The following is a 25,975-nucleotide window of genomic DNA, read 5'->3' on the forward strand; positions in this document are numbered from 1 at the left end:
GTAAAGTTGCTTATGCTCGTGACGCTAGATCGGCCGGCCGACAGGAGTCAAGTTGCTTTTCGCCCATGACACCGAGCCCGCGCTGGTCGCCGCCGCCGCGCTGGTCAACACCGGGGGCAGCCACGGCGAGGCGCTGCCCGACGTGGCGGCCCTGGGCGCGTTCCTCGCCACGCACGGCTGGACTGGCCGGCACGAGCGCACCGAGGCGGAGCTGCGGTCCGTCCGGGACCTGCGCCCTCGGCTGCGCCGAATCTGGCACGCCGACACCGACGAGGTCGTCGCCACCGTCAACGCGCTGCTACGCGAGACCGGGGCGCTGCCGCAGCTCATCCGCCACGACGACGAGCCGTACCACCTGCACGCCGTGCCGAGGGACGCGCCGCTGGCCACCCGGATGGCCGTCGAGGCCGCGATGGCCCTCGCCGACCTGGTACGCGGCGACGAGCTGAGCCGGCTGCGCGTCTGCGACCACCCCGACTGCGACAACGTGCTGGTCGACCTGTCCAAGAACAGGTCCCGCCGGTACTGCGACGCCGGCTGCGGCAACCGTGCGGCGGTCACCGCCTACCGGGCCCGCCGGGCCGCCGCCCGGCCCTGACCCGGGGCGCTCGGCCCCGCCCCCGCTGGGCTGCACGTCATGTCGGGCAGGTGGGGGTATCCCCGCCGCCGGATACCGCCATGTCGCCGACATGAAGTCGATCAACCGGCCTCGCGCGCCGCCCACTCCTCGCGGAGCAGCTCGTACTCGACCTCGCCGTGCTCGGCACCCTCGATCGGGTCGTCCCAGTCGAGGTGAAACGTGCGCACGTACCGCAGTCCGGCCTTCTCCATCACCCGCCGGGAGGGCGTGTTGACCGCCATCGTCTGCGCCCACACCCGGGCCAGGCCGACGGTGGCGAACGCGTACCGGAGCAGGGCACGGGACCCCTCGGTGGCCAGGCCGCGCCCCCACGCCGCCCGCCGCAGCCGGTACCCCAGCTCGGCCTGCGTCACCGGTTGCGCCGCCGCCGGGGCGTCCAGGGCGAACCAGCCGAGGAACGTCCCCGTCGCCCGGTCGACGGCGGCCCACCGGCCCAGGCCAGGGCACCGGTCGTACCCGGCCAGGAGGCGGGGCAGCAGCTCGCCCCGGACCACGTCGGCCGGGGTCGGCCGGCCACCGGTCAGGTAGCGCATGACCTCCGGGTCCGAGTCCAGCTCCGTCAGGGCGTCGGCATCGGCCGCCGTGAACCGGCGCAGCCGCAACCGCCCCGTCTCGAGCAGGACCGCCCCGGACCCGTCGACCGCCGTCATCCCCGTCACCCCCTTCACGCTGAAGATCATGTCGGGCGGGTGGCGGTATCCCGACCCGCCGGATACCGCCACGTCGCCGACATGAAGTCGGTCAACCGACCGGCCCGGCGGTCACGAGGCGCTGCCGGCCATCAGCCAGCGGGTGACGGGGACCCGGATCAGGACGTTCTCCCCGGCGGACCCGGCCGGGGCGGTGACGTCCCAGTCGTACTTGCGGCGGAACCCGTCATCGACCCACTCGGGGAACGGCTGGCGCACGATCATGGCCGCACCCTCGGCGACGACCGGGAACTTGCCGTCAGGCAGCGCCAGCGACACCCGGGGATCGACGACGATGTTACGGACCTTGCGGTTCCGCTCCTGCGTCCAGATCCACCACTCGTCGTCCCGGAACAGGAACCAGACCGGCGTGACGTGCGGCGAACCGTTCGGCCGCACCGTGCACAGCCAGACGATCCGCTCCTCGGCGAGGCGGTCCAGGACCTCCGGTCCGGGCACCGTGTGGCCGGTCAGCGGGGGACCGCCGCGACGAAGGCCCGCCACGCGTGCGCGTCGACGGTCAGCACCGGCCCCGAACGGTCCTTGCTGTCCCGCACCCCGACCACCCCGGGAAGACCGGAGAGATTCGTCGCCACCTCCACACACTGGTCGTTCGACCCGCTGCGGCTGCTCTTCCGCCAGTGGGCACCCATCAATTCCATGACTCCGCCACTTCCCTCAACCGATCGATCGACTCCTGTGGGGGCAACGCCGCGCCGAGGGTAGCTTCCCAGGTCCGCTGGAGACGACGCAGATCCTCGGGCTTGTCCAGTTCCTGCCCGCCGATCTGGCCACCGAGGAACGCCAACTCGACGTCGTCGGACAGCGTCGCGAGGATGAACGGTCCGTTCAGGCCCGGATACTCCTCGGCCGTGCAGGGCACCACGTGCACCCGCACCCCCGGAGCTCCGTGGCCAGCCGCGCAAGATGCGACGCCTGGTCACACATGATCTTGCGACTGCCGACGCGGCGCCGGAGCACGGACTCGTCGACCACCGCGACGACACGGGGCTGCCGGTCTCCGTAGAGGACTGCCTGGCTCTCCATCCGATCGTCAAGCCGGCGCTGCGCCTCCTCGGCATCGAGCAGGTCGTCTGCTTCGAAGACGGCGCGGGCGTATGCCTCGGTCTGGAAGAGGCCGGGCACGTGCAGCGGATCGAACCAGCGCAGCGCGCGGGCCTGGTCCAGGATCGCCCGCCAACCGCGCAGCCAGACCTGGGCCTTGTCCAGGGTGACCAGCTCGGCGAGCATGCGACCGAAGAGGCCGCCGGTGTCGAGCGCCTCGTCGAACAGCTTCAGGTATTTCGGGGCGGGCGGCTGCTGCCCCAGCTCGACCGCGCCGACCAGCGACGGCGAGTAGTTGATCGCCTTGGCCAGCTCCTCCTGGCTCCAGCCCCGGCGCATCCGCGCCCGGCGCAGCTCCGCGACCAGGAAAGCCGCCGCCGTCATCTGCCCACCGGTCATCAACAACCGCCCTCCACCCTCACGGTGATCCACTCCGATGTGCCGCCACCTGCGGAGACGCCCGGAACACCCCGGCTCTGGCGACGGCCGAAGACGCTTCCGAAAGTAGCGACCCGATCACCAGACTGTGAAGGGCGGACGGCCAAAGTGGCCTATCCCCCGGCCCCGTCGTCCGCCCGGGGGCCGCCCCGCTCCCCCGGCCGGGCGGTCCCCGACCAGGGGGCGATGACGCAGACGACTCAGCTCCCTAGGGAGGCCGTTCCATGTCCCGAGCCGCGCGCGACCGACGAGCCGTACCCCCGCCGACCCCGCACGCGGCGCTTCGGCCGCTCTGGCTGTGCCGGGCCTGCGCCGCGCCCTGGCCGTGCGCGGCACCGATGACCACCCCGACCCGGCGCGACCCGACGGGTGAGCGTCAGGGGTGTGTCATGCGGAGCAGGTCGAGGGCCTCGTCGAGCTGCTCGGCGGTGAGTTTGCCGTTGGCCACGTGTCCCCGGGCGATCACCACGTCCCGGATCGCCATCTCCTTGGCCAGCGCCTCCTTGGCGATCGAGGCGGCCTCGTCGTACCCGAGGTGGCGGTTGAGGGGGGTGACGATCGACGGCGAGCCCTCGGCGTACGCGAGACAGACGTCGGCGTTCGCGACCAGGCCGGCCACGCAGCGGTCGGCGAGCAGGCGGCTCGACGCGGCCAGCAGCTTGATGGATTCCAGCAGGTTGCGGGCCATCACCGGCAGCATGACGTTCAGCTCGAAGTCGCCCTGCGACCCGGCGAAGGCCACCGCCGCGTCGTTGCCGACCACCTGCGCGCAGACCTGCCGCACGGCCTCGGCGACGACCGGGTTCACCTTGCCGGGCATGATCGACGAGCCGGGCTGGAGGTCGGGGATGCGCAGCTCGCGCAGGCCGGCGCGGGGGCCGGAGCCCATCCACCGGATGTCGTTGGCGATCTTGTAGAGGCCGACGGCGATGGTGCGGAGCTGCCCGGACGTCTCCACCAGCGCGTCCCGCGCGCCCTGCGCCTCGAAGTGGTTGCGCGCCTCGCTCAGGGGCAGCCCGGTGGACTCGCGCAGCTTGGCGATCACGGCCGCCGCGAAGCCGAGCGGCGTGTTGATCCCGGTGCCGACGGCGGTGCCGCCCAGCGGCAGCTCGGCCAGCCGGGGCAGCGTCGCCTCCAGCCGCTCGACGCCGTAGCGGACCTGGGCGGCGTACCCGCCGAACTCCTGGCCGAGGGTGACGGGCGTGGCGTCCATCAGGTGGGTGCGGCCGGCCTTGACCACGGTCTCGAACTCGGCCGACTTGGTCTCCAGCGCCCCGGCGAGATGGGTCAGCGACGGGATCAGGTCCTCGACGACGAACTGCGTCGCCGCCAGGTGGATGGACGACGGGAAGACGTCGTTGCTGGACTGCGAGGCGTTGACGTCGTCGTTCGGGTGCACGTCCCGGCCCAGCTCCCGGCTGGCCAGGGTGGCGACGACCTCGTTCGTGTTCATGTTGGACGAGGTCCCCGAGCCGGTCTGGAACACGTCGATGGGGAACTGGTTGTCGTAGCCGCCGTCGGCCACGTGCGCGGCGGCCGTGGCGATCGCGGCGGCCACCTCCGCGTCGATCACGCCCAGCTCGCCGTTGACCTGCGCCGCCGCGCCCTTGATCTGGGCCAGGGCCTTGATCTGCGCCGGCTCGATGCCCCGGCCGGAGATCGGGAAGTTCTGCACCGCGCGCTGGGTCTGCGCCCGCCACAGCGCCTCGGCGGGCACCTCCACCTCGCCCATCGAGTCGCGTTCGATCCGGTAGCCCGCTGCCTCTGGAGTCGTCACGCATACCATCCTGCCCCGCCCGCCGCCGGCCCGCAGATGATCGCCCGCCCCGGCGGACGGGCGGGCCGAAAGTCGAAGGCGCGGAGCCAGTCACGTAATTAAGATCATGGAATCGTCGCCTTCCACGAAAGGGCCTGACTTGCAGCTCAACGGGGGTTCCACCGGCGTTCGTCCCGGACGCCTGCGCCGCGCACCGCGCCGCCTGACCACCATCGGCCTCGCCGGCCTGCTCGCCGCCAGCGGCGCGCTGGCCGTGACCGCCGCGCCGGCCGTCGCCGGCGTGACCCGGTACGTCCTGCCCACCAGCGTCAGCTACACCGACGCCCGGCAGCCCGCCCTCGCCTTCCCCACCACCGCCGCCGACGTGCCCGTCGGCACGTGGGAGGCCGACGGGGTGAAGCACACCGCACGGGCCTACTTCACCTTCGACCTCACCCCGTACCGGGGCAAGGAGGTCATCGTCGCCCAGGTCGTCACCGGAGAGTCCTCGGTCGCCGACTGCACGAAGCCGCGCGAGCTGGAGCTGTGGCGCACCGACACCCCGGCCGCCGCGCCCACCTGGAACACCGCGCCCGCCGTACGCGAGAAGGTCGGCGACGTCGGCCCCACCGCGCCCTGCCCGGCCGGCTACCTGGAGCTGGGCGTCACCGAGGTCTTCCGGCAGGCCGTCGCCGACGGCCGCGACTCGCTCACCCTGATGGCCCGGATCGCCGGCGACCACGAGGACAACAAGCACTTCGGGCGGCGAATGGAGAAGCCGGGCGTCTCGCTGGAGGCCAACGCCGCGCCCGACGTGCCGGGCAAGCTGACCGTCGCGGGCCGGGCCTGCGCCGACGGGCTCCTGGTCGGCACCACCACGCCGACCCTCACCGCCGAGGTGACCGACCCGGACAAGCTGGAGCCGTACGCCGGGGACCGGGTGCGGGCCACCTTCGCCTGGTGGCCGGTGGACCGCCCCGCCGAGCGCACCGAGTGGACCTCCTCCGCCTGGTACGCCCCGGCCACGATCCAGTACACGGTGCCCGGCGGCCTGCTGGTCGACGGGGGCACGTACGCCTTCACGGTCCGCGCGGCCGACGAGCGCGCCGCCTCCGGCTGGTCGCCGGAGTGCCGCTTCGCCGTCGACACGACCCGCCCGCCCGCGCCCACCGTGGTCTCCACCGACTACCCGTCCGACCGGAGCTTCCCCGGCCACGGCGGCCCGGGGATCGCCGGTGACTTCACCTTCACCAGCGCCGCCGACGACGTCGCCGGATTCTGGTACGGCCGCTCCGGCCTCACCACCTACGCCGCCGCCGGCCCCGGCGGCACCGCCACGGTCAGCTACGCCCCCGACGGGTACGGCCCGGACTGGCTCAACGTGCAGGCCGTGGACCGCGCGGGCAACCGCTCGCCGCAGACCCGGTACGAGTTCTGGGTGCGCAACACCGCGCCGACGGTCACCGACGGCAACCCGGACGGCTGGCTGGGTCAGCCGCGCGAGTTCACGTTCGCGCCGAACATGACGGACGTGGTCGAGTACGTGTGGTCGCTCAACGACGGCACCCAGCGGACCGTGGCGGCGGACGTCGCCGGCACCGCCACGGCGACGGTCACGCCGACGGCGGTCGACAACACGCTGCACGTGCGCAGCCGCACCCGCGACGGGGTGCTCTCCGGCGACGCCGGATACACGTTCTCCGTGCGCACCGCCCCGTTCGTCACCTCCGAGGACTGGCCGTTCGACGGGACGCCGGGCGCGCCGGCCGGCACCGAGGGCAGCTTCACGTTCACCCCGGCGATGGCCGACGTCGCCGAGTACGTCTACGCGTTCGGCCGTGGCGAGGAGCGGACCGTCCGGGCGGGCGCGGACGGCAGCGCGACCGTCTCGTACACGCCGGCCGACGCCGGGTACCACACGATCGAGGTGTTCAGCCGGACCAGCGCCGGGGTGGAGTCCGAGCCGATCGGCCTGGCGTTCTATCCCGCCTCGGTCGCGCCGACCGTGGCGTCCGAGGCGTACCCGCGCAACGCGACCGGCGGCGGGCCGGGCGTGCCGGGCACCTTCACCTTCGCCCCGCACGCCTCGGTCACCGGCGTCACCTCGTACGTCTACCAGTTCCGGGGCGAGCCGGAGCGGACGGTGGCGGCGAACCCGGACGGCACCGCCAGCGTCGAGTGGACGCCGTCGGCGTACGACAACGAGTACGGCGGCTGGGTGGAGCTGCGGGTGCGGGCGCGCACGGCCGCCGGGGTGACCACCGACGCGCAGTACTACTCGTTCCGGGTCGACCCGCAGAGCCCGCTGGTCACCTCCGAGGTGTTCGGCTGGCAGGGCGGCGCCGTGGTCGGGCAGACCGGCGATTTCGTGTTCACCGCCCAGCTTCCGGGCACCACGGAGTTCGTCTACTCGTTCGACGACGGCGCGGAGGTCACCGTGGCGGCGGGGGTCTTCTCCGGCCCGGCGTACTACAGCATCTTCATCGACCCGAGCTGACCCACGGGCCAGCGATCCCGTTCGACCGAGAGGAGAAGATCGCGCTCGATCAGGGAAAGAGTGGCAACACCCCCAGTCGGAGGCCACTCTTTCCAGGATCGAGCACGATCTCGGCCTGCATCTCCCGCCCGCGCCACATGCCCCAGGCGTCAGGGCTCGCGAGAGGAGGTGCGCTCCGCCGTGCGCGGACGGTCAGCGGCGGCCGACGGTGAGGACCGGCTTGGTGACCTCGGCGAAGAAGTCGTTGCCCTTGTCGTCCACCACGATGAACGCCGGGAAGTCCTCCACCTCGATCTTCCACACCGCCTCCATGCCCAGCTCCGCGTACTCGAGGACCTCGACGTGCCGGATGCAGTCCTGCGCGAGGCGGGCGGCGGGGCCGCCGATGGAGCCGAGGTAGAAGCCGCCGTGCTGGGCGCAGGAACGGGTCACCTGGGCGGACCGGTTGCCCTTGGCGAGCATCACCATCGAGCCGCCGGCGGCCTGGAACTTCTCCACGTACGCGTCCATCCGGCCGGCGGTGGTCGGGCCGAACGAGCCGGAGGCGTACCCCTCGGGGGTCTTGGCCGGGCCGGCGTAGTAGACGGCGTGGTCGCGCAGGTACTGCGGCATCGGCTCACCCGCGTCGAGCCGCTCGGCGATCTTCGCGTGCGCGATGTCCCGGGCGACGACGAGCGGGCCGGTCAGCGACAGCCGGGTCTTCACCGGGTACTTCGACAGCTCGGCGCGGATCTCGGCCATCGGCCGGTTGAGGTCGACGCGCACCACCTGCTCGGCGTCGAGGATCTCGTCGGTGACGTCGGGCAGGTAGCGCGCCGGGTCGGTTTCGAGGCGCTCCAGCCACACGCCCGACGGGGTGATCTTGGCGACGGCCTGCCGGTCGGCGGAGCAGGACACGGCGATCGCCACCGGGCACGACGCGCCGTGCCGGGGCAGCCGGACGACCCGCACGTCGTGGCAGAAGTAGCGCCCGCCGAACTGCGCCCCGATGCCGAAGTTGCGGGTCAGCTCCAGCACCTCCGCCTCCAGCTCCAGGTCGCGGAAGCCGTGCGCGGTCATCGAGCCCTGCGTCGGGAGGGCGTCCAGGTACTTCGCGGAGGCGTACTTGGCGGTCTTGAGGGCGTACTCGGCGCTGGTGCCGCCGATGACGATCGCCAGGTGGTACGGCGGGCAGGCGGCGGTGCCGATGAGCCGCAGCTTCTCCTCCAGGAACTGCATCATCCGCGTCGGGTTCAGCAGGGCCTTGGTCTCCTGGTAGAGGTACGACTTGTTGGCCGACCCGCCGCCCTTGGCCATGAACAGGAACTTGTACGCGTCGGGGTGCCCGTCCGGGTCCTCGGCGTACAGCTCCACCTGCGCCGGCAGGTTGCTGCCGGTGTTGCGCTCCTCCCACATCGTCAGCGGGGCGAGCTGCGAATAGCGCAGGTTGAGCTTGGTGTACGCCTGGTAGACGCCCCGGGAGATCGCCTCCGCGTCGCCGCCGTCGGTGAGCACGTGCCGGCCGCGCTTGCCCATCACGATGGCGGTGCCGGTGTCCTGGCACATCGGCAGCACTCCGCCGGCCGCGATGTTCGCGTTGCGCAGCAGGTCCAGCGCGACGAAGCGGTCGTTCGGCGAGGCCGCCGGGTCGTCGATGATCGCCCGGAGCTGGGCCAGGTGGGCGGGGCGCAGGAAGTGGGCGATGTCGTGCATCGCCTCGGCGGTCAGCGCGGTCAGCGCGGCCGGCTCCACGGTGAGGAACCGGCGCCCGCCCGGACCGTTGACGACGTCGACACCCTCGTCGGTGACCAGGCGATACTCGGTCTGGTCGGCACCGGTCGGCAGCAAGGGAGCGTAGGAGAACGCGGCGGCACTGCTCATGAGCGGAAAGCCTAGGGCAGACCGGTCGATCGCTCGCACCCGACGGGTGCCTGAAGGGACCTCGCTCTCAACACCCCGGCCCCACGGCGCTCAGCAGAGCTCCCGCTTCGGGCCGCAGCGGTCCTCGTCGGCCGGCCCGTCGCCGCCGCCCGGACCGTCGTCGCCGGGGTCGCCGCCGCTGCTGCCGGGGCCGGGGACACCGGCGTCGCCGCCGGGCACGGGGGCGGCGCCGCCCGCGCCGAAGCGGACGTACCCGATCTCGCGGCCCTCGCCGATGACCATGCCCGCCGGGCCCACGGCCAGGGCGTTGGCCGAGGTCCGCAGCACCAACAGCTCCTTTCCGGTACGCGGGTCCAGCGCGATCAGCCGGTTTGGCTTCTCCTGCGTGAGCACCGCCGCGTACGGGGTGAGCGTCGCGCCGTTCTTCTCGCCGGTGGGCCGGGTCCAGCGGGTCCGGTCCGCGCCCAGCTCCCGGGCGAGGATGGCGCGCTTGTCGGCGGTGCGCAGCAGCGCGTACCGGTCGTCGACGGCGATCAGCTTCTGCCCCTCGTCGTTGACCTGGAGCAGCCGCCCGTCGTACCCGTCGATGACCGCCTCCCGGCCGTCCGGGGCCACGCCGATCAGCACGTTCCGCGCGCCCTGCGGGTCCTCCCGCTGCACGCAGCCGGCGCTGTCGGCGGTGCGCAGGTTGATCCCGGTGCGCCGCCACACCTGCTTGCCGGTGGCCGGGTCGTGCGCGGTGAGGGTGAACGCGCACGCGCCGTCCTGGCCGACCGCCCTGATCCGCAGCATCCGGCCGCCGACCACGGCGAGCCGCTCGTCGCGGCTCGGCTCGACGTTCTGGAGCACCCGGCCGGTGGCGGTGTCCACCACGTGCACCCGGCCGTCGACGGGGAAGCCGAGCAGCGGCGGGACCGGCTCCGGCCCGGCCACCCCGGCGTCGATCCGGTTGGCGGTGAGCCGGCGGGTGCCGAGCAGGTCGGGATTGTCGGCGAAGAGGCCGGTGCTGACGCCGGGCAGGAACGCCGTCCACAGCGGCGCGGTGCCGCGCGGGTCCCAGGCGCTCAGCGTGCAGTCGGTCGCCTCGACGCAGCGGGCGTCGAGCAGCAGGTTCCGGTACGTCCACACGGCCACCGCGTCGTCGTCGCGGCGGCGGGTCGCGCCGGTGGTGGGGTCGAGCACCTCGTACCCCTTGACCAGGAGCTTGCCCACGGCGACGACGGGGTCGCGGTCCCCGCCGGCCACGGCGGCCCAGTCGGCCTTGCGGTCCCACAGCTGGGCGCCGGTGGCGAGGCTGCGCGACTCGACCCGGGTACGCTGCTCGACGATCACGGTGTCGCCGGCGATGGTGACGCTCTTCGGGGTGCCGCCGACGCGCTGCTGCCAGATGACGTCGGGCTCGGAGATGGGCTCGCTGCGGTCGACCCAGTCCCACACGCCCGGCCACGGGTTCCACACGCCGGCCACGGCGAGGGCGACCACCGTGACGAGGCCGAGCAGGAACCAGCCACGCATCCTGAGGCCGCCCACCTTCGCCACACCGGACACGGTAACGACGATCACCGCCGCCCCGAGCGCCGGTGCGGCCGTGTCGCGGCGCTTTCTCGGTGACCGACGTGTTAATAGGGGGCCCTTCCTCGACAAAAGGCGTTAGGAAGGGGCCCTTCCTTCTCCCCGGGCGGCGGAGCGGACCAGGGGGAGCGTCCGGTACGGGATCTGCTGGGCGAGCGCGATGATCGTCGACGCCCGCCGGATCCCCTCGTACGCGACGATCTGGTCGATCACCCGCTGGAGGTCGGCGTTGGAGCGGGCGACGATCCGGCAGAGCAGGTCGCTGGAGCCGGTGATGGTGTGCGCCTCCAGCACCTCGGGGATCGCCGCGAGGTGGGCGGTCACCGGGTCGTGCCCGAGCCGCTGGCTGATCTCCAGCGTGACGAAGCTGGTCACCGCGAAGCCGATGGCGGCCGGGGAGATGTCCGGCCCGAACCCGCCGATCACCCCCCGGTCGACGAGCTTGTCGAGGCGGGCCTGGACGGTGCCCCGGGCCACCCCGAGCCGCCGGGAGCACTCCAGCACCCCGATCCGGGGCTCCTCGGCGAAGAGTTCGATCAGTCGCGCGTCCAGCTCGTCGAGCTGGACATCCTGCACAGCGGTCACGGGTGACGACCATACCGAATGCGCAACCTGACCAGGGCTATCCGCGACTGTTGCTCAACCGAATCCGTTCCGGCGATGCTTCCTGGACAACCAGCCCACGGCGGCCCACGAGGCCGGCCGGTACGCGAGGGAGGCCACCGTGACCCAGGCGATCGACCGACCCAAGCCCACCGAGGAGATCGACGTCGACCGGCTCGTCGGCGCCGTCGACCACGACATCAGCCGCGACCCGTTCCCGGTGAAGGCGCTCGACTACGTCCACTTCATGGTCGGCAACGCCAAGCAGGCGGCGCACTACTACTCGACGGCGTTCGGCATGACCTGCGTGGCGTACCGGGGGCCGGAGCAGGGCTTCCGCGACTACGCCGAGTACGTGCTGACCAGCGGTTCGGCCCGGTTCGTGCTGACCGGCGCGGTGCGCCCCGACGCCCCCGGCGCGGAGCACGTGACGAAGCACAGCGACGGCGTGGTGGACATCGCGCTGGAGGTGCCCGACGTCGACGCCGCGTACGCCCACGCCGTCGCGCAGGGCGCGACCGGCCGCACCGAGCCCACCGACCTGAGCGACGAGCACGGCACGGTCCGGTTCGCGGTCATCGACGCGTACGGCGACACCCGGCACACCCTGGTCGACCGGTCCCGCTACACCGGACCGTTCCTGCCCGGCTTCGTGGCCCGGGGCCCGATCGTGGACCGGCAGCCGATGATCGACGCCGGCCTCCAGCCGAAGCGCTTCTTCCAGGCCGTCGACCACGTGGTCGGCAACGTGGAGCTGGGGCGGATGGACGAGTGGGTCGACTTCTACAAGCGGGTGATGGGCTTCTCCAACATGGCGGAGTTCGTCGGCGACGACATCGCCACCGACTACTCGGCGCTGATGAGCAAGGTCGTCGCCAACGGCACCCGCAAGGTCAAGTTCCCGCTCAACGAGCCGGCCGTGGCCCGCAAGAAGTCGCAGATCGACGAGTACCTGGAGTTCTACCAGGGCCCGGGGGCCCAGCACATCGCCGTGGCCACCAACGACATCCTGGCCAGCGTCGACGCGATGCGGGCGGCCGGCGTCGAGTTCCTGGACACCCCGGACTCCTACTACGACGACCCGGAGCTGCGCGCCCGGATCGGCCGGGTGCGGGTGCCGATCGAGGAGCTGAAGGCCCGCAAGATCCTGGTCGACCGGGACGAGGACGGCTACCTGCTCCAGATCTTCACCAAGCCGGTGCAGGACCGCCCGACCGTGTTCTTCGAGCTGATCGAGCGGCACGGCTCGCTCGGCTTCGGCAAGGGCAACTTCAAGGCCCTGTTCGAGGCCATCGAGCGGGAGCAGGAGAAGCGGGGAAACCTGTAGCCACCTGCGACACTGTCGAGCGTGACCCAGCCTCAGACGTACCCGACGCCGCCGGCCGGCGGGCAGCAGCCCGCCGGCTACCCGCCACCGGCCGGTTGGGGGCCGCCGGCCGGTTGGGGGCCGCCGCAACCCAGGTATGCGCCCGTGCCGGTCAGTCCCGGCGGGCAGCCGCTGGCCAGCTTCGGCGACCGCCTGCTGGCCTTCCTGATCGACAGCGCCGTCGGCGGTGTGGTCGTCGTGACGCTGTTCCTGCCGGCCATGATGTACGTCTGGTTCACCGTGTTCGACCAGTTCACCCGGACCGAGCCGGTCGACCAGTTCCTCGGATACCGCCCCAAGTCGTTCCTGACCGACTTCATGCTGCCGCTGTTCCTGGCCGAGCTGGGGCTGGTCGTGCTGATGCTCGGGCTCTACTGGCTCTACCACGTCGAATACCTGCGCCGGTCCGGGCAGACGCTGGGCAAGAAGGTGATGAAGATCCGGGTCGTCCCGCTCGACCCGACCCGGGCGCTCGACCGGGGCATGGCCGGGCGGCGCTACCTCGTGCAGTTCGTCGCCGCCACGGTCGTGCCCGGGTTCAGCTACCTCGACGGGTTCTGGCAGCTCGGCGACAAGCCCTGGCAGCAGTGCCTCCACGACAAGTTCGCCCGGACGGTCGTCGTTAAGGTTGCTCCGTGAGCGTGCAACCAGGCTGGTACGTCGACCCCGCCGATCCCGACACCAGGAGGTACTGGGACGGTGAGGGCTGGATCGGCGCGCCGATCCCGGTCGACGCCACCCCGCCGGAGGGCCCGCCCCCGGTCGAGCCCCCGCCCCCGGCCAGCCCCGCCCCCGGCGAGGGCGGTCCGGCCGCGCCGACGACCTCCGTCCCCGGGCCGGCCGGCGGGCCCGGCACGCCGCCCGCCCCGGGCCCGTTCCCCGGCTGGCCGGGGAACGGCCAGCCCCCGTTCCCCGGCCAACCCCCGTTCCCCGGGCAGCCCCCGGTCCTCGGCCAGCCGGGGACGCCCGGGCCGGGGTACCCGCCCGGGTGGGCGTACCCGGGGTGGTCGGGGCGTCCGCCCGTGCCCCGCCCGCACGGGCTGCCGCTGGCCTCCTTCGGGGCCCGGTTCCTCGCCCGGCTGATCGACTTCGGCGTGGTGTTCCTGCTCAACGCCGTCGTCAACGGCTGGTTCGTCTACCGGTACGTCGAGGAGGTCACCCCGTACTTCCGCGAGGTGCTGCGGCGGAGCATGGCCGGCGACACCTCCACCGACGGGCTGCCGCAGCCCGGCGAGCAGGCCGGCGGGCTGCAGGTCGCCATCCTGCTCATCGCCACCGCGCTCTGGTTCGCGTACGAGGTGCCGGCGATGGCCGGCAACGGGCAGACCCTCGGCAAGCGGCTGCTCGGCGTGCGGGCCGTGCCGGTCGAGGCCGACCAGCCGCTCGGCTTCGGGCGGGCGCTGCGCCGGTGGAGCACGCTGGGCCTGCCCACCCTGCTGTGGTACTGCTGCGGCTTCGGCCTGCTGCTCCAGCTCGTCGACGCCGTGTCGCCGCTGTTCGACCACCCGCTGCGGCAGGCGCTGCACGACAAGCGCGCGCAGACCGTGGTGGTCCGGCTCCCTCCCCGCACCACCAGCCCGTCCGGCGGCCCCGCCGAGCCGGCCGACGACCCCGCCGCCCCCGCCACCCCCTCGGGAGACAAGCCATGACCGACACCGGACGTCACGAGCCGCCGCTGCGGCTGACCCGCGCCGACCTCGACGCGCTGCCCAACTACGTGCCCGGCCGCAGCCCCGCCGACCTGGCCCGCGAGCTGGGCCTGCCGGAGGCGATCAAGCTGGCCAGCAACGAGGTGCCGTACGGGCCGCTGCCCGGCGTGGTGGAGGCGGTCGCCGAGGCGGTCGCCGGCTCGCACCGGTACCCGGACATGGGCGTGGTGGCGCTGCGCGAGGCGCTCGCCGAGCGGCACGGGGTGCGCCCCGACCGGATCGCCACGGGCTGCGGGTCGGTGGCGCTGGCCGAGCACCTGGTGCGGGCCACCTGCCTGCCCGGCGACGAGCTGCTCTACTCGTGGCGGTCGTTCGAGGCGTACCCGATCATCGCGGCGACCAGCGGCGCGACCAGCGTGCGGGTGCCCAACGACGCCGGGCACGCACACGACCTCGACGCGATGGCCGCGGCGGTGACCGACCGGACCCGGATGGTGCTGGTCTGCAACCCCAACAACCCGACCGGCACGGCCGTACGCCGGGCGGAGCTGGACCGGTTCCTCGACGCCGTCGGCGAGGACGTGCTGGTGGTGATCGACGAGGCGTACCGGGAGTTCGTCACCGACGCCGAGGTGCCGGACGGCCTGACCTACCTCGACCGGCCGAACGTGGTGGTGCTGCGCACCCTGTCGAAGGCGTGGGGGCTGGCGGGCCTGCGGATCGGCTTCCTCGTCGCCGCGCCCGAGGTGGCCGCCGCCGTGCGCAAGGTGGTCACCCCGTTCTCCACCAGCATGGCCGCCCAGGCCGGCGCGCTCGCCGCGCTCGCACAGGCCGACGAGGTGCAGCGGCGCTGCGCGCTGGTCGTCGCCGAGCGGGACCGGGTCACCGAGGCGCTGCGCAAGTTCGTCCCGGACGTGCCGTCCAGCCAGGCGAACTTCGTGTGGCTGCCGCTGGGCGACCGGGCGGTCGAGTTCGGCAGGGCGTGCGAGGCGCGTGGCGTGATCGTTCGACCGTTCCCGGGCGACGGGGTGCGGGTCACCATCGGCACCCCGGCCGAGAACGACGCGTTCCTCGCCGTCGCGGAGTCCGCCCTGGCCTGAGCCGCCCCGGCCCTGGCCTGAGCCGCCCCGGCCCGAGCCGGTGCCGCTCACCCGCTCAGGTGGCGGCGAGCAGCACCGGCTCGGACATGAGGAAGTAGCGCTGGTCGTCGGCGTCCGGGGCGACCGGCTCCCGCAGCCGCTCCACCGCCACGTAGCCGCCGCCCGCGTACGCCAGGCCGGCGGCCCAGCCGATGCCGTCGCGGCCCACCTCCAGCCGGAAGCGGGAGCGCTGCGCGCCGGTCCTCGGGTCGAGGGTGACCAGGTCCCGGGTCTCGGTCAGCACGTGTACCCGGCCGGGCTGGACGGCCAGGATCCGGGCCGGGCCGAGGTCGGCCCGACGCCACAGCTCCTCGCCGGTGCGGGCCGACCGCGCGGTCACCACCCCGCCGGCCGTGCCGACGACCCGGTCGCCGTCCAGCTCCGCCCCGGCCTGGTCCAGGGCCGGGGCGGCGACCGGATCGCCGGCGCCGACCAGCCAGCCGCGGCCCGCCCCGTCGGCGAAGCCCTCGACGCGCAGGCCACGGCAGCGGGAGCGGGGGCTCACGCAGCCCACCGGGGTGACGGTCAGGTCGGCGGTGGCCCCGGCCGGCGTCAGGCGGGTCGTCGGCGTGCCGGTGGCCACGTCCCGGAACTCGACGGCAGCCGGGGTGGCGCACCGGTCGACGGCGACGAGCTGCCCCGCCGACGTGGTGGCCACCGCGTCTCGGCATCCGCCGTCCACGTCGGCCGACCAGAGCCGCCGGCCGTCGGCGAGCGCGAAGCCGGCGATCCGCTCCGGGCCCGCGACCACCAGGACGGGCCGGCCGTCGGCGGCGCGGGCGAGGAACAGCCCGGGCGGGGCCCACACGGTGCCGGCCCCGGTGCGGCGGGCGGTCCAGCCGGCGGCGGGCTCCGGGCCGTCGGCCTGCCAGGCCACCCGTCCGGTACGCGCGTCCAGCGCCACCAGCTTCCCGTCCGCCCAGCGGCTGACGACCGTCGTCCCGTCCGCCACCACCCCGCTGACCTCCGCCGGCCACCGCCGGTACGACCAGTAGGGGGTGACCCGGTTGCGGGAGTCGGCGGGCTGGTCGGCGTACACCTGGCGGGTGGCGGCGTAGACGCGGAGCCGGCCGTCCACGATCAGCGGGGCCGCCGGCAGCCGGCCCACCACGCCGATCGCCGGGGTGGCCGTGGCCGGGTAGGCGGCGCGGGCGGGGGTCTCCACCTCGGCCGGCGCGAGCACCCGGTGGACGACGAAGGCGACCGCCGCGACGCCGACGAGCGCCGCGAGTGTCATCGCGACGCCCCGCCGCCCCTTCGCCACAGTCATGCCGCACCTCCGCCCGGCACCCTACCGAGGCCGGCCCGCGCCGCTGCCGGCCGGCACCCGGCCCGCGGTCAGGCCGCCTCGGCCGGCGTCGGTGGGCGGGCGGCGCGGGAGAGGTCGGCGAGGTCGCGGCGGAAGGTGCCCTCGACCGCGCGGGCGGCCAAACCGCCGAAGAGCAGGGCCAGCACCCGGCCGTACGGCGCCGTGGCGACCGCCTCCTGCGCGACGGTGACGGCGGTGCAGGCCCGGCGGCGGCGCTGGACGGTGCGCAGGGCCCAGGTGGTGCGGTAGGCCACGCCGATGCCCGGCGAGGCGAGCACCAGCCGCCGCAGCGGAACGCACTCCACCACGACGAACTCCTCGGCCTGGGTGCCCCCGTCCGGGCGGGTGCGGGTCTCCCGCCAGGCCGTGCCGGGGGCGAGCGGGCCGGGGGTGAGCAGCTCGACAGCGCCGACCGTGCGGAGCCAGTCGGCGCGGACCGGCAGGTCGACCAGGAGCCGCCAGAGGTCGACGGCGGGCGCCTCGATGAACGCGGTGACCGTGACCGTCGACATGACACCTCCCGTGTCGTCCACGGTACGACCGGCGAGCGCGCGGTGGGGCCCCAGCGGCGGAACTTCCGCCGCTGGTGGCCGATCCGGGGGTGACGGGGCACCCCGGGGTGGGTTCAGGCCAGGAAGCGCCCGGCCCGGATCGCGTCGACGAACGCGGTCCAGCCCGGCGGGCTGACGGTCAGTGCCGGGCCCGCCTGGTCCTTCGAGTCGCGTACGGCGACGACTCCGGCGCTGCCGACGAGGTTGTCCGCCACCTCGACGCACAGCCCCTGGTCGTTCGAGCGGCTGCTGGTGCGCCAGACGGCGCCCGCAAGGTCGATCATGTTCGTTGCCTCCACTCCGTTGGGACGTCCCACGACGACCGGGCGGCACCTTCCGGAGCCGCCGGCCGGGTTCCGCCACGCGGGGAACCCGGCTCGATCAACGGAGCTGGACCGCCCCCCGGTCGCACATCGGGTGCGACCGCGATCTCCCGCTGTCACCGGGTGGAGGCCGCCGGTCCGACCGGCCGGACGGAGGGCGCGGCGGGACTCGGCGGGCGGCGGGGTGCGCGGGGGTCAGCGGGCGGGGCGGATGGTGCCGGTCACCTCGCCGAGGCCGATCGTGGTGCCGTCGGGGCCCGGCGCGGTGGCGGTGATGGTGACCGTGTCGCCGTCGGCCAGGAAGGTGCGCTCCGCCCCGCCGACCGTGACCGGCTCGGCCCCGCCCCAGGTCAGCTCCAGGAACGAACCGACCTGGTCCCGCCGGGGGCCGGAGACGGTGCCGGAGGCGTACAGGTCGCCGGTGCGCAGGGACGCGCCGTTGACGGTGAGGTGCGCCAACTGCTGGGCGGGCGTCCAGTACATGGTGGCGAACGGCGGCTCGCTGACCCGCTCGCCGTTCCACTCCACGGCCAGCCGCAGGTCCAGCCCCACGTGCGGCACGTCCCGCAGGTACTCCGCGACCGGCGGGTCCTGCTCGGGCGCGGGCACGAACGCGTCGGCGAGCGCGTCCAGCGGGGTCACCCAGGCCGACACGGAGGTGGCGAAGGACTTGCCGAGGAACGGGCCGAGCGGCTGGTACTCCCATGCCTGGATGTCCCGCGCCGACCAGTCGTTGACCAGCACCACCCCGAAGACGTGGTCGGCGAAGTCGGCCACTGAGACCGGCTCGCCGAGCGCGCTGGGCACGCCGACGACGAAGCCCACCTCGGCCTCGATGTCGAGGCGCACGGACGGCCCGCAGACCGGCCCGTCCGGGGTGGCCCGCTGCCCGGCAGGGCGGACGATCGGCGTGCCGGACACCACCACCGTGCCGGCCCGGCCGTGGTAGCCGATCGGCAGGTGCTTCCAGTTGGGCAGCAGCGGCGGCTGGCCGGGGCGGAAGATCTGCCCGACGTTGCCGGCGTGGTGCTCGGAGGAGTAGAAGTCGACGTAGTCCGCCACCTCGAACGGCAGCAGCAGCTCGGCGTCGGCCAGCGGCACCAGCAGCGGCTCGACGGCCGGCCGGTGGGCGGTGTCGGTGAGCAGCTCGGTCACCCGCTGCCGGACGGCGGTCCACTGCGGTCGCCCCAGCGCCAGGAACGCGTTGAGCGTGGAGCGGCCCAGCGCGCCGGCGGCCAGCACCAGCCCGGCCGCCTCGGCCGCGCCCAGGTCGAGCACGAACTCCCCGACGCGTACGCCGACGCGGGGGTCGTCCCCGCCGGAGCGGAACACCCCGTACGGCAGGTTGCGCACCCCGTACGCCGAGCCCTCGGCACCCGTCACCCAGGTCATGCGTCCTGTCCCCCGTTCACGTCGTGTCCCCCGTTCACCAGGCCCAGCCGGACCAGGTCGGTCAGTGGCTCGGTGATGCTGCACGAGCCGTATCCCATCCACAGCGGCCGGTCGGCGGCGCGGGCGGCCCGGGCCCGCTCGACCAGCGGCACCGGGTCGGTGGTGCCGAGCACGGCGGCCACCTCGTCCACCCCGGCCCCGTCGGCGGCGGCGAGGGTCGCGGCGAGCACGTTGCCGAAGCCGTGGTGGGCGAAGCCGGTCTCCGGGTCGCGGTGCCGCAGGGCGTGGTGCAGCCCGGCGGTCAGTTTGAACGGCAACTCCCGGTCCCGGCACGCGCAGATCACGGCGGCCAGCTCGGCCGGGGTGGGGAACAGCTCGGCGGCCAGCCCGCCGGTGCGGAACTTCGCCGCCACCGGCGCCCCTTCCGCGCGGGCGGCGGCGACCGCGTCGAGCGCGCCCATCAGCCCGAACGTCAGCGGCAGCTCGGCGTAGACGGCGACGCCGGCGCACCGCCCGGCCAGGCCCAGCAGCGCGGCCAACCCCGGCAGGGGGTCCTCGCCGCGCTTGGCGACGGCCACCTCGACCTGACGGGCGGTGACGCCGGCCGGCAGGGCGGCCAGCGCGGCCGGCAGCCCGTCGATCCCGGTGTCGCCGATCAACCCGACCACGAGGCCGCTTCCGGCGCTGTCGCCGCCGGGCGCGCCGCGCCCGGCCGGGTCGCCGGCTGGACCGGTCGGCGGGCCGCCTGAACCGCCCGGCCCGCCGACCAGGCCGCCCAGCTCACCGGAGACGACCGCCGAGGCGGGCACGAGCAGCGGGCCGACCAGGTCGGCGTACCAGGAGTCGCGGTGCCGGCGGTGCGCGGCGAGCGCGTCGGGCAGCGCCGCGCTGCCGGGCGGGAAGACGGCGGCGTCGTCGACGAGGCCGGCGAGGAGGTGTGGCACGTGCGTTGACACGGAACAAGAACTTACGGGACGCTACAAGGAACGGACAACAGCGTCCGGTTATCGGACGCCAATGCCCGGTGAACGGGACGAATCGGGAGGCGACATGCCGTACTACCGCAGCGTCGGCGAGGTGCCCCGCAAGCGGCACACCCAGTTCCGCCAGCCCGACGGCACCCTCTACACCGAGGAGCTGATGGGCCAGGAGGGCTTCTCCGCCGACTCGTCCCTGCTCTACCACCGGCACGCCCCCACCGCGATCGTCGCCGCCGAGGCGTACGACCCGCCGGCCGTCACCCGGGTGCCCAACCTGCCGCTCAAGCCCCGCCACCTGCGCACCCACCAGCTCGACGGCACCGGGGCCGACCCGATCCTCGGCCGGCGCTACCTGCTCGCCAACGACGACGTGCGCATCGCGTACGTGTCGGCCGACCGGCCGTCCCCGCTGTTCCGCGACGCCACCGGCGACCACTGCCTCTACCTGGAGTCGGGCTCGCTGCGGGTGGAGTCCCCCTTCGGCGCGCTGGACCTGGTGGCCGGCGACTACGTGATCATCCCGACGTCGACCATCCACCGCCTCGTCCCCACCGGCGACGGGCCCGCCCGGCTGCTGGCCGTCGAGGCCGCCGGGCACGTCGGCCCGCCCAAGCGCTACCTGTCGGTGCGCGGCCAGTTCCTGGAGCACTCGCCCTACTGCGAGCGCGACGTCCGGGGGCCGGACGCCCCGCTGCTCGTCGACGGCTGCGACGTCGAGGTCCTGGTCCGGCACCGGCGCGGCTGGACGAGGCACGTCTACGCGCGCCACCCGTTCGACGTCGTCGGCTGGGACGGCCACCTCTACCCGTGGGCGTTCTCCATCCACGACTTCGAGCCGATCACTGGCCGCATCCACCAGCCGCCGCCCGTGCACCAGACGTTCCAGGGCCCCAACTTCGTGATCTGCTCGTTCGTGCCCCGCAAGGTCGACTACCACCCCGACGCCATCCCGGTGCCCTACCACCACCACAACGTCGACTCCGACGAGATGCTGTTCTACACCGGCGGCAACTACGAGGCCCGGCGCGGCTCCGGCATCGGGCAGGGCTCCATCTCGCTGCACCCGTCCGGCTTCACCCACGGCCCCCAGCCCGGCGCGGCCGAGCGCTCGATCGGCGTCGACTTCTTCGACGAGCTGGCCGTCATGGTCGACACGTTCCGCCCCCTCGACCTGTGCGACGCGGCGAACGAGTGCGAGGACCCGGCGTACGCGTGGACCTGGGCCCGGCCCGCCGCCGGCTAGGACGCCACGACCACGGAGGCGTCGACCCGGCGGGCGGGCCGGCCGGTCAGCTCGGGCACCGTCGTCGAGACCCGCCCGTATTGCCCCGACCGGACGGCCCGCCCGAGGGCCACGAGCGCCGCCGCCACCGGCGCGGGGGTTCCCGCCTCGACCAGCCCGTCCCGGTACGCGTCGTCGTCGACGTGGACGACCTCGACGGGCCGGCCGAGGCGCGCCCCGAGCAGCCCGGCCAGGCCAGCGGCGGTGAGGGCCTCGGGCCCGGTCACGTCGAGCGTCCGCCCCGCGAGGCCACCGGCCCGCTCCGCTTCCGGCCCGGCGGCCAGCACGGCGGCGGCCACGGCCGCGCAGTCGTCCCGGGCCACGTACGCCACCGCGCCGTCCCCGGCGTTCGTCACGTGCCGACCGCTGGCCACGGCGGGGGCCAGCAGCTCCGCGACCCCCGAGGCGTAGATGGCGTTGCGCAGGATCGTCCACGGCAGCCCACACCCGCGCAGGTGTTCCTCGGTGGCCCGGTGGGCGGAGTTGAGCAGCTCCGGCGGCCCGTCGCAGGCCACCAGGGAGGTGTAGACGACGTGCCCCACCCCGGCGGCCACCGCCGCGTCGATCGCCGCCCGGTGCTGGGCGATCCGTCGCGAGGGCTCCCAGGCGTCCGTGCTCACGATCAGCAGCCGGTCGATCCCGGCGAGGGCCGCCGGGAGGCCCGCCGGCTCGTCGAAGTCGACCCGCCGCGCCTCGACGCGCTCCGGTGCCGGCCGGCCCGCCGCGGCCCGGGCCGCGCCCGGATCGCGGGTCAGCGCCACGACCCGGTGCCCCGCCTCGGCCAGCATCCGCACCGTGCGGCCCCCGAGCCCGCCGGACGCCCCCGTCACCCCAACGATCATCTGATCCGCTCCACTCCCGGACATGCCCCGCCCGCCATGGGAAAGGCGGTTGCCGCCCCCATCCTGGACAGCGAGGATCGATCGCGGAAGACGGCACATCTGCGTGCCCCAGGCACACCGGAGTAACCGATGACGACGCCCCCGCCGGGTGCCCGGCTGGCCCGGGAGCTGGCCCTCCCGCCCGACGTCCGGGTGACGGAGGCGATGCGCGAGCACTGCCCGCTCCGCGACACCCTGGACCGCATCGGCGACCGCTGGACGGTGATCGTCGTCGTGCTGCTGCGCGGTGGCCCACGCCGGTTCAGCGACCTCCAGCGCGCCACCGAGGGCATCAGCCAACGGATGCTGACCCGCACCCTGCGCAACCTGGAACGCGACGGCCTGGTCACCCGCACCGTGCACCCGTGCGTGCCGCCCCGGGTGGACTACGCCCTCACCGACGAGGGCCACAGCCTCACCGGCCCGCTCACCGACCTGCTGCACTGGTCGATGCGCCACCATGACCACGTACGCAGCTCCCGGCAGGCGTACGACCGCTCCCGGCGGGAGCCCGACGCGGACGGGCAGCCCGCCCCGGTCGGTGGACCGGCCCGCCCCGCGTCGACCATCGTGACCGGATGAGCGACGCCGGCAGGTCGGACGCCGAGCGGCGGGTGTGGGCGACGCTGCCCGACGGCGTACGCGAAACCCTGGCGGCGCTGCCGGCGGCGGCTGGCCACGCTCCCGCTCTCCCTGGCCGGGACGCGGGCCGCGCGGGTGCGGCCCGCCGAGGTGCTGCGCCGCTGGCGGGAGCACCGCTTCGTCCGCCCGGCCGACACCGACCCGCGCGCGAGCGCCGCCGTGCAGGCGTTGCTGTGGTTCCTGCTGCCCGCCGAGGTGACGGCCCGGGGGCGGTGCACCTCGCCGCCAGCCACCGGGTGCTGCGGGCGCAGCGCTTCGGCGCGGGCATGCGGGCGCAACTCCAGCTCTTCGCGCTGGTGTCCAGCGCCCCACGTAGATCTTGGAAAGATCCGGCCCCTGGAGGGGCCGTTCGCCACCAAGATCTCTGGGCGCCCCGACGGACGGCGACCACGTCAGGGGTTCGCCGGGGCCCGCCCGCGCAGGGATCAAGCCTGACCGCCCGGAGCGGGCGGGCCCCGGCGAACCCCGCGCACGAGGCACCCCAACGGGCGCGCGCCGAGAGCACCACAACGAGCGCTCAGCGCACCGTCCGGGAGAACACCGCCAACTCCCCCACCGCAGCCACCGCGATCGCGAGCACCAGCGGCCACGGCGTCCCCACCGCCGTGTAGACCAGCAGCAGCACCGGCCCGGCGGCCACCGCGTACACCGACAGGGCCAGCGAGCGGTCCGAGCGCAGCAGCCCCGGCAGCACCGTACGCGTCAGCCCCGGCACCCGCGCCGCGAGCAGCCAGCCCAGCGCCGCCCCGCTCACCGCCACCAGCACCGCGAGGAACCTCGACGGGCCGGACGACGACGCCCCGGCCGCCGCGACCGCCACCAGCACGGCGCCCACGAGCGTCCAGCCCGCCCCGTACAACACCAGCCGGCGCAGGTCGTCGACGACGCCCCGGGGCGAGTCGGGCGCGGCCGGTGCCGCCTGGACGGCCGGGACGCTCTCCGCCAGCTCCGCGAGCGCCGCCGCGTACCGCCGCCGTTCCAGCCGGACGATCCCCGGCTCGTCGCCGGCCCGGTCCAGTTCAGGGTCGAGCCGCAGCGCCTCCCGGTACGCCCGCTCGGCCAGGTCGTACAGCCGCAGCCGGGCGGCGACGAGGGCGAGCACCAGGTGCGCCTGGGACTCCTCCGGGGCCAGCTCGACGCCCCGCCAGGCGGCGTTGAGGGCCGGCTGCCCGTTGCGCGAGCCGGACAGGATCGCGGCGGCGCTGCGCTGGGCGTACGCGTCGGCGGGGCCGGCGGCGAGCAGCCGGCCGGCGGTGTCGGCCGCCTCGGCGTACTCGCCCTGCTCGACCAGGGCCAGCCCTCGGGCGACCAGCGGGGCGGCCGTGTCCGGGGCGACGGCCAGGGCCGCTTCGGCGGCGGCGCGCGCCTCGGCGGGCCGGCCGGCGGCCAGGTGCACCCGGGCGAGGGTGGTCAGCGCGTCGGCGTTCGCCGGCTCCAGGGCGAGGGCGAGGCCGACCTCCCCGGCGGCCTCGTCGTAGCGGCCGAGGTCGGCCAGGAGCTGGGCGCGCTGGAGGTACCCCTCGGCGGTGGCGTCGCTCGACATCGGGCGACCCTACGCGGGCGGGACCGGGTGGACCAGCGCCACCGCGATGCCGGCGAGCCCCTCGCCGCGCCCGGTGAAGCCGAGCCCGTCGGTGGTGGCGGCGGAGACGGTCACCGGCGCGCCGACCGCCTCGGAGAGCACCGCCTCGGCCTCGGCGCGACGCGGCCCGATCTTCGGCCGGTTGCCGACGACCTGCACGGAGACGTTGCCGATCTCGAAGCCGGCGGCCCGGACCCGGCGGGCGGTCTCGGTGAGCAGCGCCACCCCGGGTGCGCCCGCCCACTCGGGCTCGGCCACGCCGAAGTTGGCACCGAGGTCGCCGAGGCCGGCGGCGGAGAGCAGCGCGTTGCAGGCGGCGTGGGCGACCACGTCGGCGTCGGAGTGCCCGGCCAGGCCGTCCTGGTCGGGCCAGAGCAGGCCGGCCAGCCAGCAGGGCCGGCCCGCCTCGAAGGCGTGCACGTCGGTGCCGATGGCCACCCGAGGAACGATCATGAACCGAGGGTACGCGTCACGCGCCGCCGGCCAGCAGGTGCTCGGCCAGCGCGAGGTCGAACGGGCGGGTGACCTTGAGGGCGTGCTCGGAGCCGGGGACGCAGACGACCGGCACCCCCTGCTTCTCGACGAGGCCCGCGTCGTCGGTGAGCGGGTCGCCGGCCGCCGCGTGCGCGGCGGTCAGCACCGCGCGGCGGAAGCCCTGCGGGGTCTGCACGGCGCGCAGAGCGGACCGGTCGACCGTGCCGAGGACCACCTCGCCCGGGCCGACCTCCTTGATCGTGTCGACGACGGGGAGGACGGGGATCACCGCGTCGTGCCCGGAGCGGACCGCCGCGGCGACGGACTCGACCAGGTCGGGCGGGGTGAGCGCGCGGGCCGCGTCGTGCACCAGGATGATCTCCGGGCCGGCGGGGACGGCGGCCAGCGCGGCGGCCACGGACGCCTGGCGTTCCGCCCCACCGGGGACGACCGTCACCGGGGCGACCGGGGCGAGCAGGTCACGGACCGCGTCGACGTCGGCCGCCGGGGCGGCCACCACGATCGTGTGCACGGACGCGGCGGCGGCGATGCGGCGGACGGCGTGCACGAGCAGCGGCTCGCCGGCAAGGGGGCGCAGGGCCTTGGGCGCGCCCGGGCCCAGGCGTACGCCGGCACCGGCCGCAGGCACGAGGACCGCGACGTCACCGCGCGGATTGAGCTGCGCGGTCACGTCGCGGTCCTCGGATTCTGCTGCTGTGGGGCGGTCGATGATCAGGTGCGGATCAGGCCTCGGTCAGCACCTTGTCGAGCAGTGTCTCCGCCTCGTCCTTGGTGCTCTTCTCGGCCAGCGCGACCTCGCCGACGAGAATGTCCCGCGCCTTGGCGAGCATGCGCTTCTCGCCCGCCGACAGGCCCCGCTCCCGCTCCCGACGCCACAGGTCGCGCACGACCTCGGCCACCTTCAGCGGGTTGCCGGAGGCCAGCTTCTCCAGATTCGCCTTGTAACGCCGCGACCAGTTGGTCGGCTCCTCGGTGTGCGGAGCCCGGAGGACGTCGAAGACCTTGCCCAGGCCCTCTTCGCCGACCACCTCGCGCACACCCACGATCTCGGCGTTCTCAGCGGGCACCCGGACCGTCAGGTCACCCTGCGCGACCCTCAGGACGAGGTACTGCTTGGGCTCGCCCTTGATGACCCGAGTCTCGATTGCCTCGATGAGTGCGGCCCCGTGGTGGGGGTAAACAACGGTCTCGCCGACACTGAAAACCATAGGTTCGAAACCCCTTTCGCTGTGTCTAGGGTAACACGCTCAGGCACCGATGTCCC

25 protein-coding genes and 1 pseudogene are annotated in these 25,975 nt (G+C 74.4%); 8 read left to right on the top strand and 18 right to left on the bottom strand.

All coding sequences use genetic code 11. The annotated features are described in order from the left end of the window. Nucleotides 1-52: 52 nt before the first annotated feature. Nucleotides 53-598 carry a CGNR zinc finger domain-containing protein gene (locus tag ACFYWL_RS02615; protein ID WP_386966261.1) on the top strand — a complete coding sequence of 182 codons (546 nt, stop codon included), beginning with the start codon at nucleotides 53-55 and terminating at the stop codon, nucleotides 596-598. 101 nt (nucleotides 599-699) lie between these two features. On the opposite strand, the gene ACFYWL_RS02620 is transcribed toward ACFYWL_RS02615, so the two are convergent. From ACFYWL_RS02620 to ACFYWL_RS02640, 5 genes and pseudogenes are all read right to left on the bottom strand, one after another. Continuing rightward, nucleotides 700-1,320, bottom strand: a complete 621-nt coding sequence (locus tag ACFYWL_RS02620; RefSeq protein ID WP_386966264.1) for a GNAT family N-acetyltransferase — start codon at nucleotides 1,318-1,320, stop codon at nucleotides 700-702. An 81-nt stretch (nucleotides 1,321-1,401) separates the two neighbouring features. Then, nucleotides 1,402-1,788 carry a pyridoxamine 5'-phosphate oxidase family protein gene (locus ACFYWL_RS02625; protein ID WP_386966267.1) on the bottom strand — a complete coding sequence of 129 codons (387 nt, stop codon included), beginning with the start codon at nucleotides 1,786-1,788 and terminating at the stop codon, nucleotides 1,402-1,404. An 11-nt stretch (nucleotides 1,789-1,799) separates the two neighbouring features. Further along, nucleotides 1,800-1,991 (bottom strand): DUF397 domain-containing protein, encoded by a 192-nt coding sequence (locus tag ACFYWL_RS02630; protein WP_386966270.1) that lies wholly within the window; start codon nucleotides 1,989-1,991, stop codon nucleotides 1,800-1,802. Further along, a pseudogene (locus tag ACFYWL_RS02635) lies at nucleotides 1,982-2,793 on the bottom strand (Scr1 family TA system antitoxin-like transcriptional regulator). Before ACFYWL_RS02635 ends, ACFYWL_RS02630 begins: the two are co-directional and overlap by 10 nt. 415 nt (nucleotides 2,794-3,208) lie before the next feature. Next, the gene (locus tag ACFYWL_RS02640; protein ID WP_386966272.1) at nucleotides 3,209-4,618 is read right to left on the bottom strand and encodes a class II fumarate hydratase; all 1,410 of its coding nucleotides are present in this window, start codon (nucleotides 4,616-4,618) and stop codon (nucleotides 3,209-3,211) included. A 130-nt stretch (nucleotides 4,619-4,748) separates the two neighbouring features. Between ACFYWL_RS02640 and ACFYWL_RS02645 the strand changes: the two genes are divergently transcribed. After that, complete coding sequence (locus ACFYWL_RS02645) at nucleotides 4,749-7,085, top strand: hypothetical protein (RefSeq protein ID WP_386966275.1); 2,337 nt, start codon at nucleotides 4,749-4,751, stop codon at nucleotides 7,083-7,085. 192 nt (nucleotides 7,086-7,277) lie between these two features. On the opposite strand, the gene ACFYWL_RS02650 is transcribed toward ACFYWL_RS02645, so the two are convergent. From ACFYWL_RS02650 to ACFYWL_RS02660, 3 genes are all read right to left on the bottom strand, one after another. Further along, entirely contained in the window at nucleotides 7,278-8,945 is a 1,668-nt protein-coding gene (locus ACFYWL_RS02650) for a fumarate hydratase (protein WP_386966278.1), read from the bottom strand. Between the two features lie 90 nt (nucleotides 8,946-9,035). Beyond that, nucleotides 9,036-10,460: a PQQ-binding-like beta-propeller repeat protein gene (locus ACFYWL_RS02655; RefSeq protein WP_386966755.1), complete on the bottom strand. Its 1,425-nt coding sequence runs from the start codon at nucleotides 10,458-10,460 to the stop codon at nucleotides 9,036-9,038. Nucleotides 10,461-10,595: 135 nt separating this feature from the next. Next, nucleotides 10,596-11,102, bottom strand: coding sequence for an Lrp/AsnC family transcriptional regulator (locus ACFYWL_RS02660; RefSeq protein WP_043965086.1), 507 nt, complete (start codon nucleotides 11,100-11,102; stop codon nucleotides 10,596-10,598). A gap of 139 nt (nucleotides 11,103-11,241) precedes the next feature. Between ACFYWL_RS02660 and hppD the strand changes: the two genes are divergently transcribed. The 4 genes from hppD to hisC are packed head-to-tail and all read left to right on the top strand — an operon-like array spanning nucleotide 11,242 to nucleotide 15,235. Beyond that, on the top strand, nucleotides 11,242-12,447 hold the full coding sequence (gene hppD / locus ACFYWL_RS02665; protein ID WP_386966281.1) for a 4-hydroxyphenylpyruvate dioxygenase: 1,206 nt from the start codon (nucleotides 11,242-11,244) through the stop codon (nucleotides 12,445-12,447). Between the two features lie 21 nt (nucleotides 12,448-12,468). Then, nucleotides 12,469-13,125, top strand: a complete 657-nt coding sequence (locus tag ACFYWL_RS02670) for an RDD family protein (RefSeq protein WP_386966284.1) — start codon at nucleotides 12,469-12,471, stop codon at nucleotides 13,123-13,125. Continuing rightward, the gene (locus ACFYWL_RS02675; protein ID WP_386966286.1) at nucleotides 13,122-14,135 is read left to right on the top strand and encodes an RDD family protein; all 1,014 of its coding nucleotides are present in this window, start codon (nucleotides 13,122-13,124) and stop codon (nucleotides 14,133-14,135) included. The genes ACFYWL_RS02670 and ACFYWL_RS02675 overlap by 4 nt, the downstream gene beginning before the upstream one ends. After that, nucleotides 14,132-15,235, top strand: coding sequence for a histidinol-phosphate transaminase (gene hisC / locus ACFYWL_RS02680; RefSeq protein WP_386966288.1), 1,104 nt, complete (start codon nucleotides 14,132-14,134; stop codon nucleotides 15,233-15,235). Before ACFYWL_RS02675 ends, hisC begins: the two co-directional genes overlap by 4 nt. Nucleotides 15,236-15,290: 55 nt before the next feature. Here hisC and ACFYWL_RS02685 read toward each other — a convergent pair whose 3' ends face one another. From ACFYWL_RS02685 to ACFYWL_RS02705, 5 genes are all read right to left on the bottom strand, one after another. Continuing rightward, nucleotides 15,291-16,544, bottom strand: coding sequence for a PQQ-binding-like beta-propeller repeat protein (locus ACFYWL_RS02685; RefSeq protein WP_386966290.1), 1,254 nt, complete (start codon nucleotides 16,542-16,544; stop codon nucleotides 15,291-15,293). 68 nt (nucleotides 16,545-16,612) lie between these two features. Beyond that, nucleotides 16,613-17,095 (bottom strand): SRPBCC family protein, encoded by a 483-nt coding sequence (locus tag ACFYWL_RS02690; protein WP_386966293.1) that lies wholly within the window; start codon nucleotides 17,093-17,095, stop codon nucleotides 16,613-16,615. Nucleotides 17,096-17,208: 113 nt separating this feature from the next. Next, entirely contained in the window at nucleotides 17,209-17,418 is a 210-nt protein-coding gene (locus ACFYWL_RS02695; RefSeq protein ID WP_386966295.1) for a DUF397 domain-containing protein, read from the bottom strand. Between the two features lie 234 nt (nucleotides 17,419-17,652). Beyond that, complete coding sequence (fahA, locus tag ACFYWL_RS02700) at nucleotides 17,653-18,849, bottom strand: fumarylacetoacetase (RefSeq protein WP_386966297.1); 1,197 nt, start codon at nucleotides 18,847-18,849, stop codon at nucleotides 17,653-17,655. After that, complete coding sequence (locus ACFYWL_RS02705) at nucleotides 18,846-19,805, bottom strand: hypothetical protein (protein WP_386966299.1); 960 nt, start codon at nucleotides 19,803-19,805, stop codon at nucleotides 18,846-18,848. Before ACFYWL_RS02705 ends, fahA begins: the two co-directional genes overlap by 4 nt. Nucleotides 19,806-19,899: 94 nt before the next feature. On the opposite strand from ACFYWL_RS02705, the gene ACFYWL_RS02710 reads away from it, so the two are divergent. Next, entirely contained in the window at nucleotides 19,900-21,072 is a 1,173-nt protein-coding gene (locus ACFYWL_RS02710) for a homogentisate 1,2-dioxygenase (protein WP_386966302.1), read from the top strand. Here ACFYWL_RS02710 and ACFYWL_RS02715 read toward each other — a convergent pair. Further along, complete coding sequence (locus tag ACFYWL_RS02715; RefSeq protein ID WP_386966304.1) at nucleotides 21,069-21,953, bottom strand: NAD(P)H-binding protein; 885 nt, start codon at nucleotides 21,951-21,953, stop codon at nucleotides 21,069-21,071. The genes ACFYWL_RS02710 and ACFYWL_RS02715 overlap by 4 nt on opposite strands. A gap of 129 nt (nucleotides 21,954-22,082) precedes the next feature. Here ACFYWL_RS02715 and ACFYWL_RS02720 point away from each other — a divergent pair, with 129 nt between their 5' ends. Next, nucleotides 22,083-22,574, top strand: coding sequence for a winged helix-turn-helix transcriptional regulator (locus ACFYWL_RS02720; protein WP_386966306.1), 492 nt, complete (start codon nucleotides 22,083-22,085; stop codon nucleotides 22,572-22,574). Between the two features lie 577 nt (nucleotides 22,575-23,151). Here ACFYWL_RS02720 and ACFYWL_RS02725 read toward each other — a convergent pair. Genes ACFYWL_RS02725 through ACFYWL_RS02740 form a run of 4 tightly spaced genes read right to left on the bottom strand, consistent with a single transcriptional unit; the run spans nucleotide 23,152 to nucleotide 25,919 of the window. Beyond that, the gene (locus tag ACFYWL_RS02725; RefSeq protein WP_386966307.1) at nucleotides 23,152-24,177 is read right to left on the bottom strand and encodes a tetratricopeptide repeat protein; all 1,026 of its coding nucleotides are present in this window, start codon (nucleotides 24,175-24,177) and stop codon (nucleotides 23,152-23,154) included. A 9-nt stretch (nucleotides 24,178-24,186) separates the two neighbouring features. Continuing rightward, nucleotides 24,187-24,669 (bottom strand): 2-C-methyl-D-erythritol 2,4-cyclodiphosphate synthase, encoded by a 483-nt coding sequence (ispF, locus tag ACFYWL_RS02730; RefSeq protein WP_043965064.1) that lies wholly within the window; start codon nucleotides 24,667-24,669, stop codon nucleotides 24,187-24,189. Nucleotides 24,670-24,685: 16 nt separating this feature from the next. Continuing rightward, complete coding sequence (gene ispD / locus ACFYWL_RS02735; RefSeq protein WP_386966310.1) at nucleotides 24,686-25,381, bottom strand: 2-C-methyl-D-erythritol 4-phosphate cytidylyltransferase; 696 nt, start codon at nucleotides 25,379-25,381, stop codon at nucleotides 24,686-24,688. Nucleotides 25,382-25,433: 52 nt separating this feature from the next. Beyond that, on the bottom strand, nucleotides 25,434-25,919 hold the full coding sequence (locus ACFYWL_RS02740) for a CarD family transcriptional regulator (protein ID WP_007073334.1): 486 nt from the start codon (nucleotides 25,917-25,919) through the stop codon (nucleotides 25,434-25,436). Between the last annotated feature and the right edge of the window lie 56 nt (nucleotides 25,920-25,975).

The sequence above is a fragment of the Micromonospora sp. NPDC002575 genome (genome assembly GCF_042889525.1).
GTDB lineage: Bacteria > Actinomycetota > Actinomycetes > Mycobacteriales > Micromonosporaceae > Micromonospora > Micromonospora carbonacea.

Excerpts from the sequence above, each read along its gene's own strand:
- ACFYWL_RS02720 (WP_386966306.1), top strand. The coding sequence starts at position 22,083 with ATGACGACGCCCCCGCCGGGTGCCCGGCTGGCCCGGGAGCTGGCCCTC.
- ACFYWL_RS02630 (WP_386966270.1), bottom strand. The coding sequence starts at position 1,991 with ATGGAATTGATGGGTGCCCACTGGCGGAAGAGCAGCCGCAGCGGGTCG.
- ACFYWL_RS02710 (WP_386966302.1), top strand. The coding sequence starts at position 19,900 with ATGCCGTACTACCGCAGCGTCGGCGAGGTGCCCCGCAAGCGGCACACC.
- ACFYWL_RS02655 (WP_386966755.1), bottom strand. The coding sequence starts at position 10,460 with ATGCGTGGCTGGTTCCTGCTCGGCCTCGTCACGGTGGTCGCCCTCGCC.
- hisC (WP_386966288.1), top strand. The coding sequence starts at position 14,132 with ATGACCGACACCGGACGTCACGAGCCGCCGCTGCGGCTGACCCGCGCC.
- ACFYWL_RS02690 (WP_386966293.1), bottom strand. The coding sequence starts at position 17,095 with ATGTCGACGGTCACGGTCACCGCGTTCATCGAGGCGCCCGCCGTCGAC.
- ACFYWL_RS02715 (WP_386966304.1), bottom strand. The coding sequence starts at position 21,953 with ATGATCGTTGGGGTGACGGGGGCGTCCGGCGGGCTCGGGGGCCGCACG.
- ACFYWL_RS02685 (WP_386966290.1), bottom strand. The coding sequence starts at position 16,544 with ATGACTGTGGCGAAGGGGCGGCGGGGCGTCGCGATGACACTCGCGGCG.
- ACFYWL_RS02740 (WP_007073334.1), bottom strand. The coding sequence starts at position 25,919 with ATGGTTTTCAGTGTCGGCGAGACCGTTGTTTACCCCCACCACGGGGCC.
- ACFYWL_RS02695 (WP_386966295.1), bottom strand. The coding sequence starts at position 17,418 with ATGATCGACCTTGCGGGCGCCGTCTGGCGCACCAGCAGCCGCTCGAAC.
- fahA (WP_386966297.1), bottom strand. The coding sequence starts at position 18,849 with ATGACCTGGGTGACGGGTGCCGAGGGCTCGGCGTACGGGGTGCGCAAC.
- ACFYWL_RS02620 (WP_386966264.1), bottom strand. The coding sequence starts at position 1,320 with ATGATCTTCAGCGTGAAGGGGGTGACGGGGATGACGGCGGTCGACGGG.
- ACFYWL_RS02650 (WP_386966278.1), bottom strand. The coding sequence starts at position 8,945 with ATGAGCAGTGCCGCCGCGTTCTCCTACGCTCCCTTGCTGCCGACCGGT.
- ACFYWL_RS02725 (WP_386966307.1), bottom strand. The coding sequence starts at position 24,177 with ATGTCGAGCGACGCCACCGCCGAGGGGTACCTCCAGCGCGCCCAGCTC.
- ACFYWL_RS02640 (WP_386966272.1), bottom strand. The coding sequence starts at position 4,618 with ATGGTATGCGTGACGACTCCAGAGGCAGCGGGCTACCGGATCGAACGC.
- ispF (WP_043965064.1), bottom strand. The coding sequence starts at position 24,669 with ATGATCGTTCCTCGGGTGGCCATCGGCACCGACGTGCACGCCTTCGAG.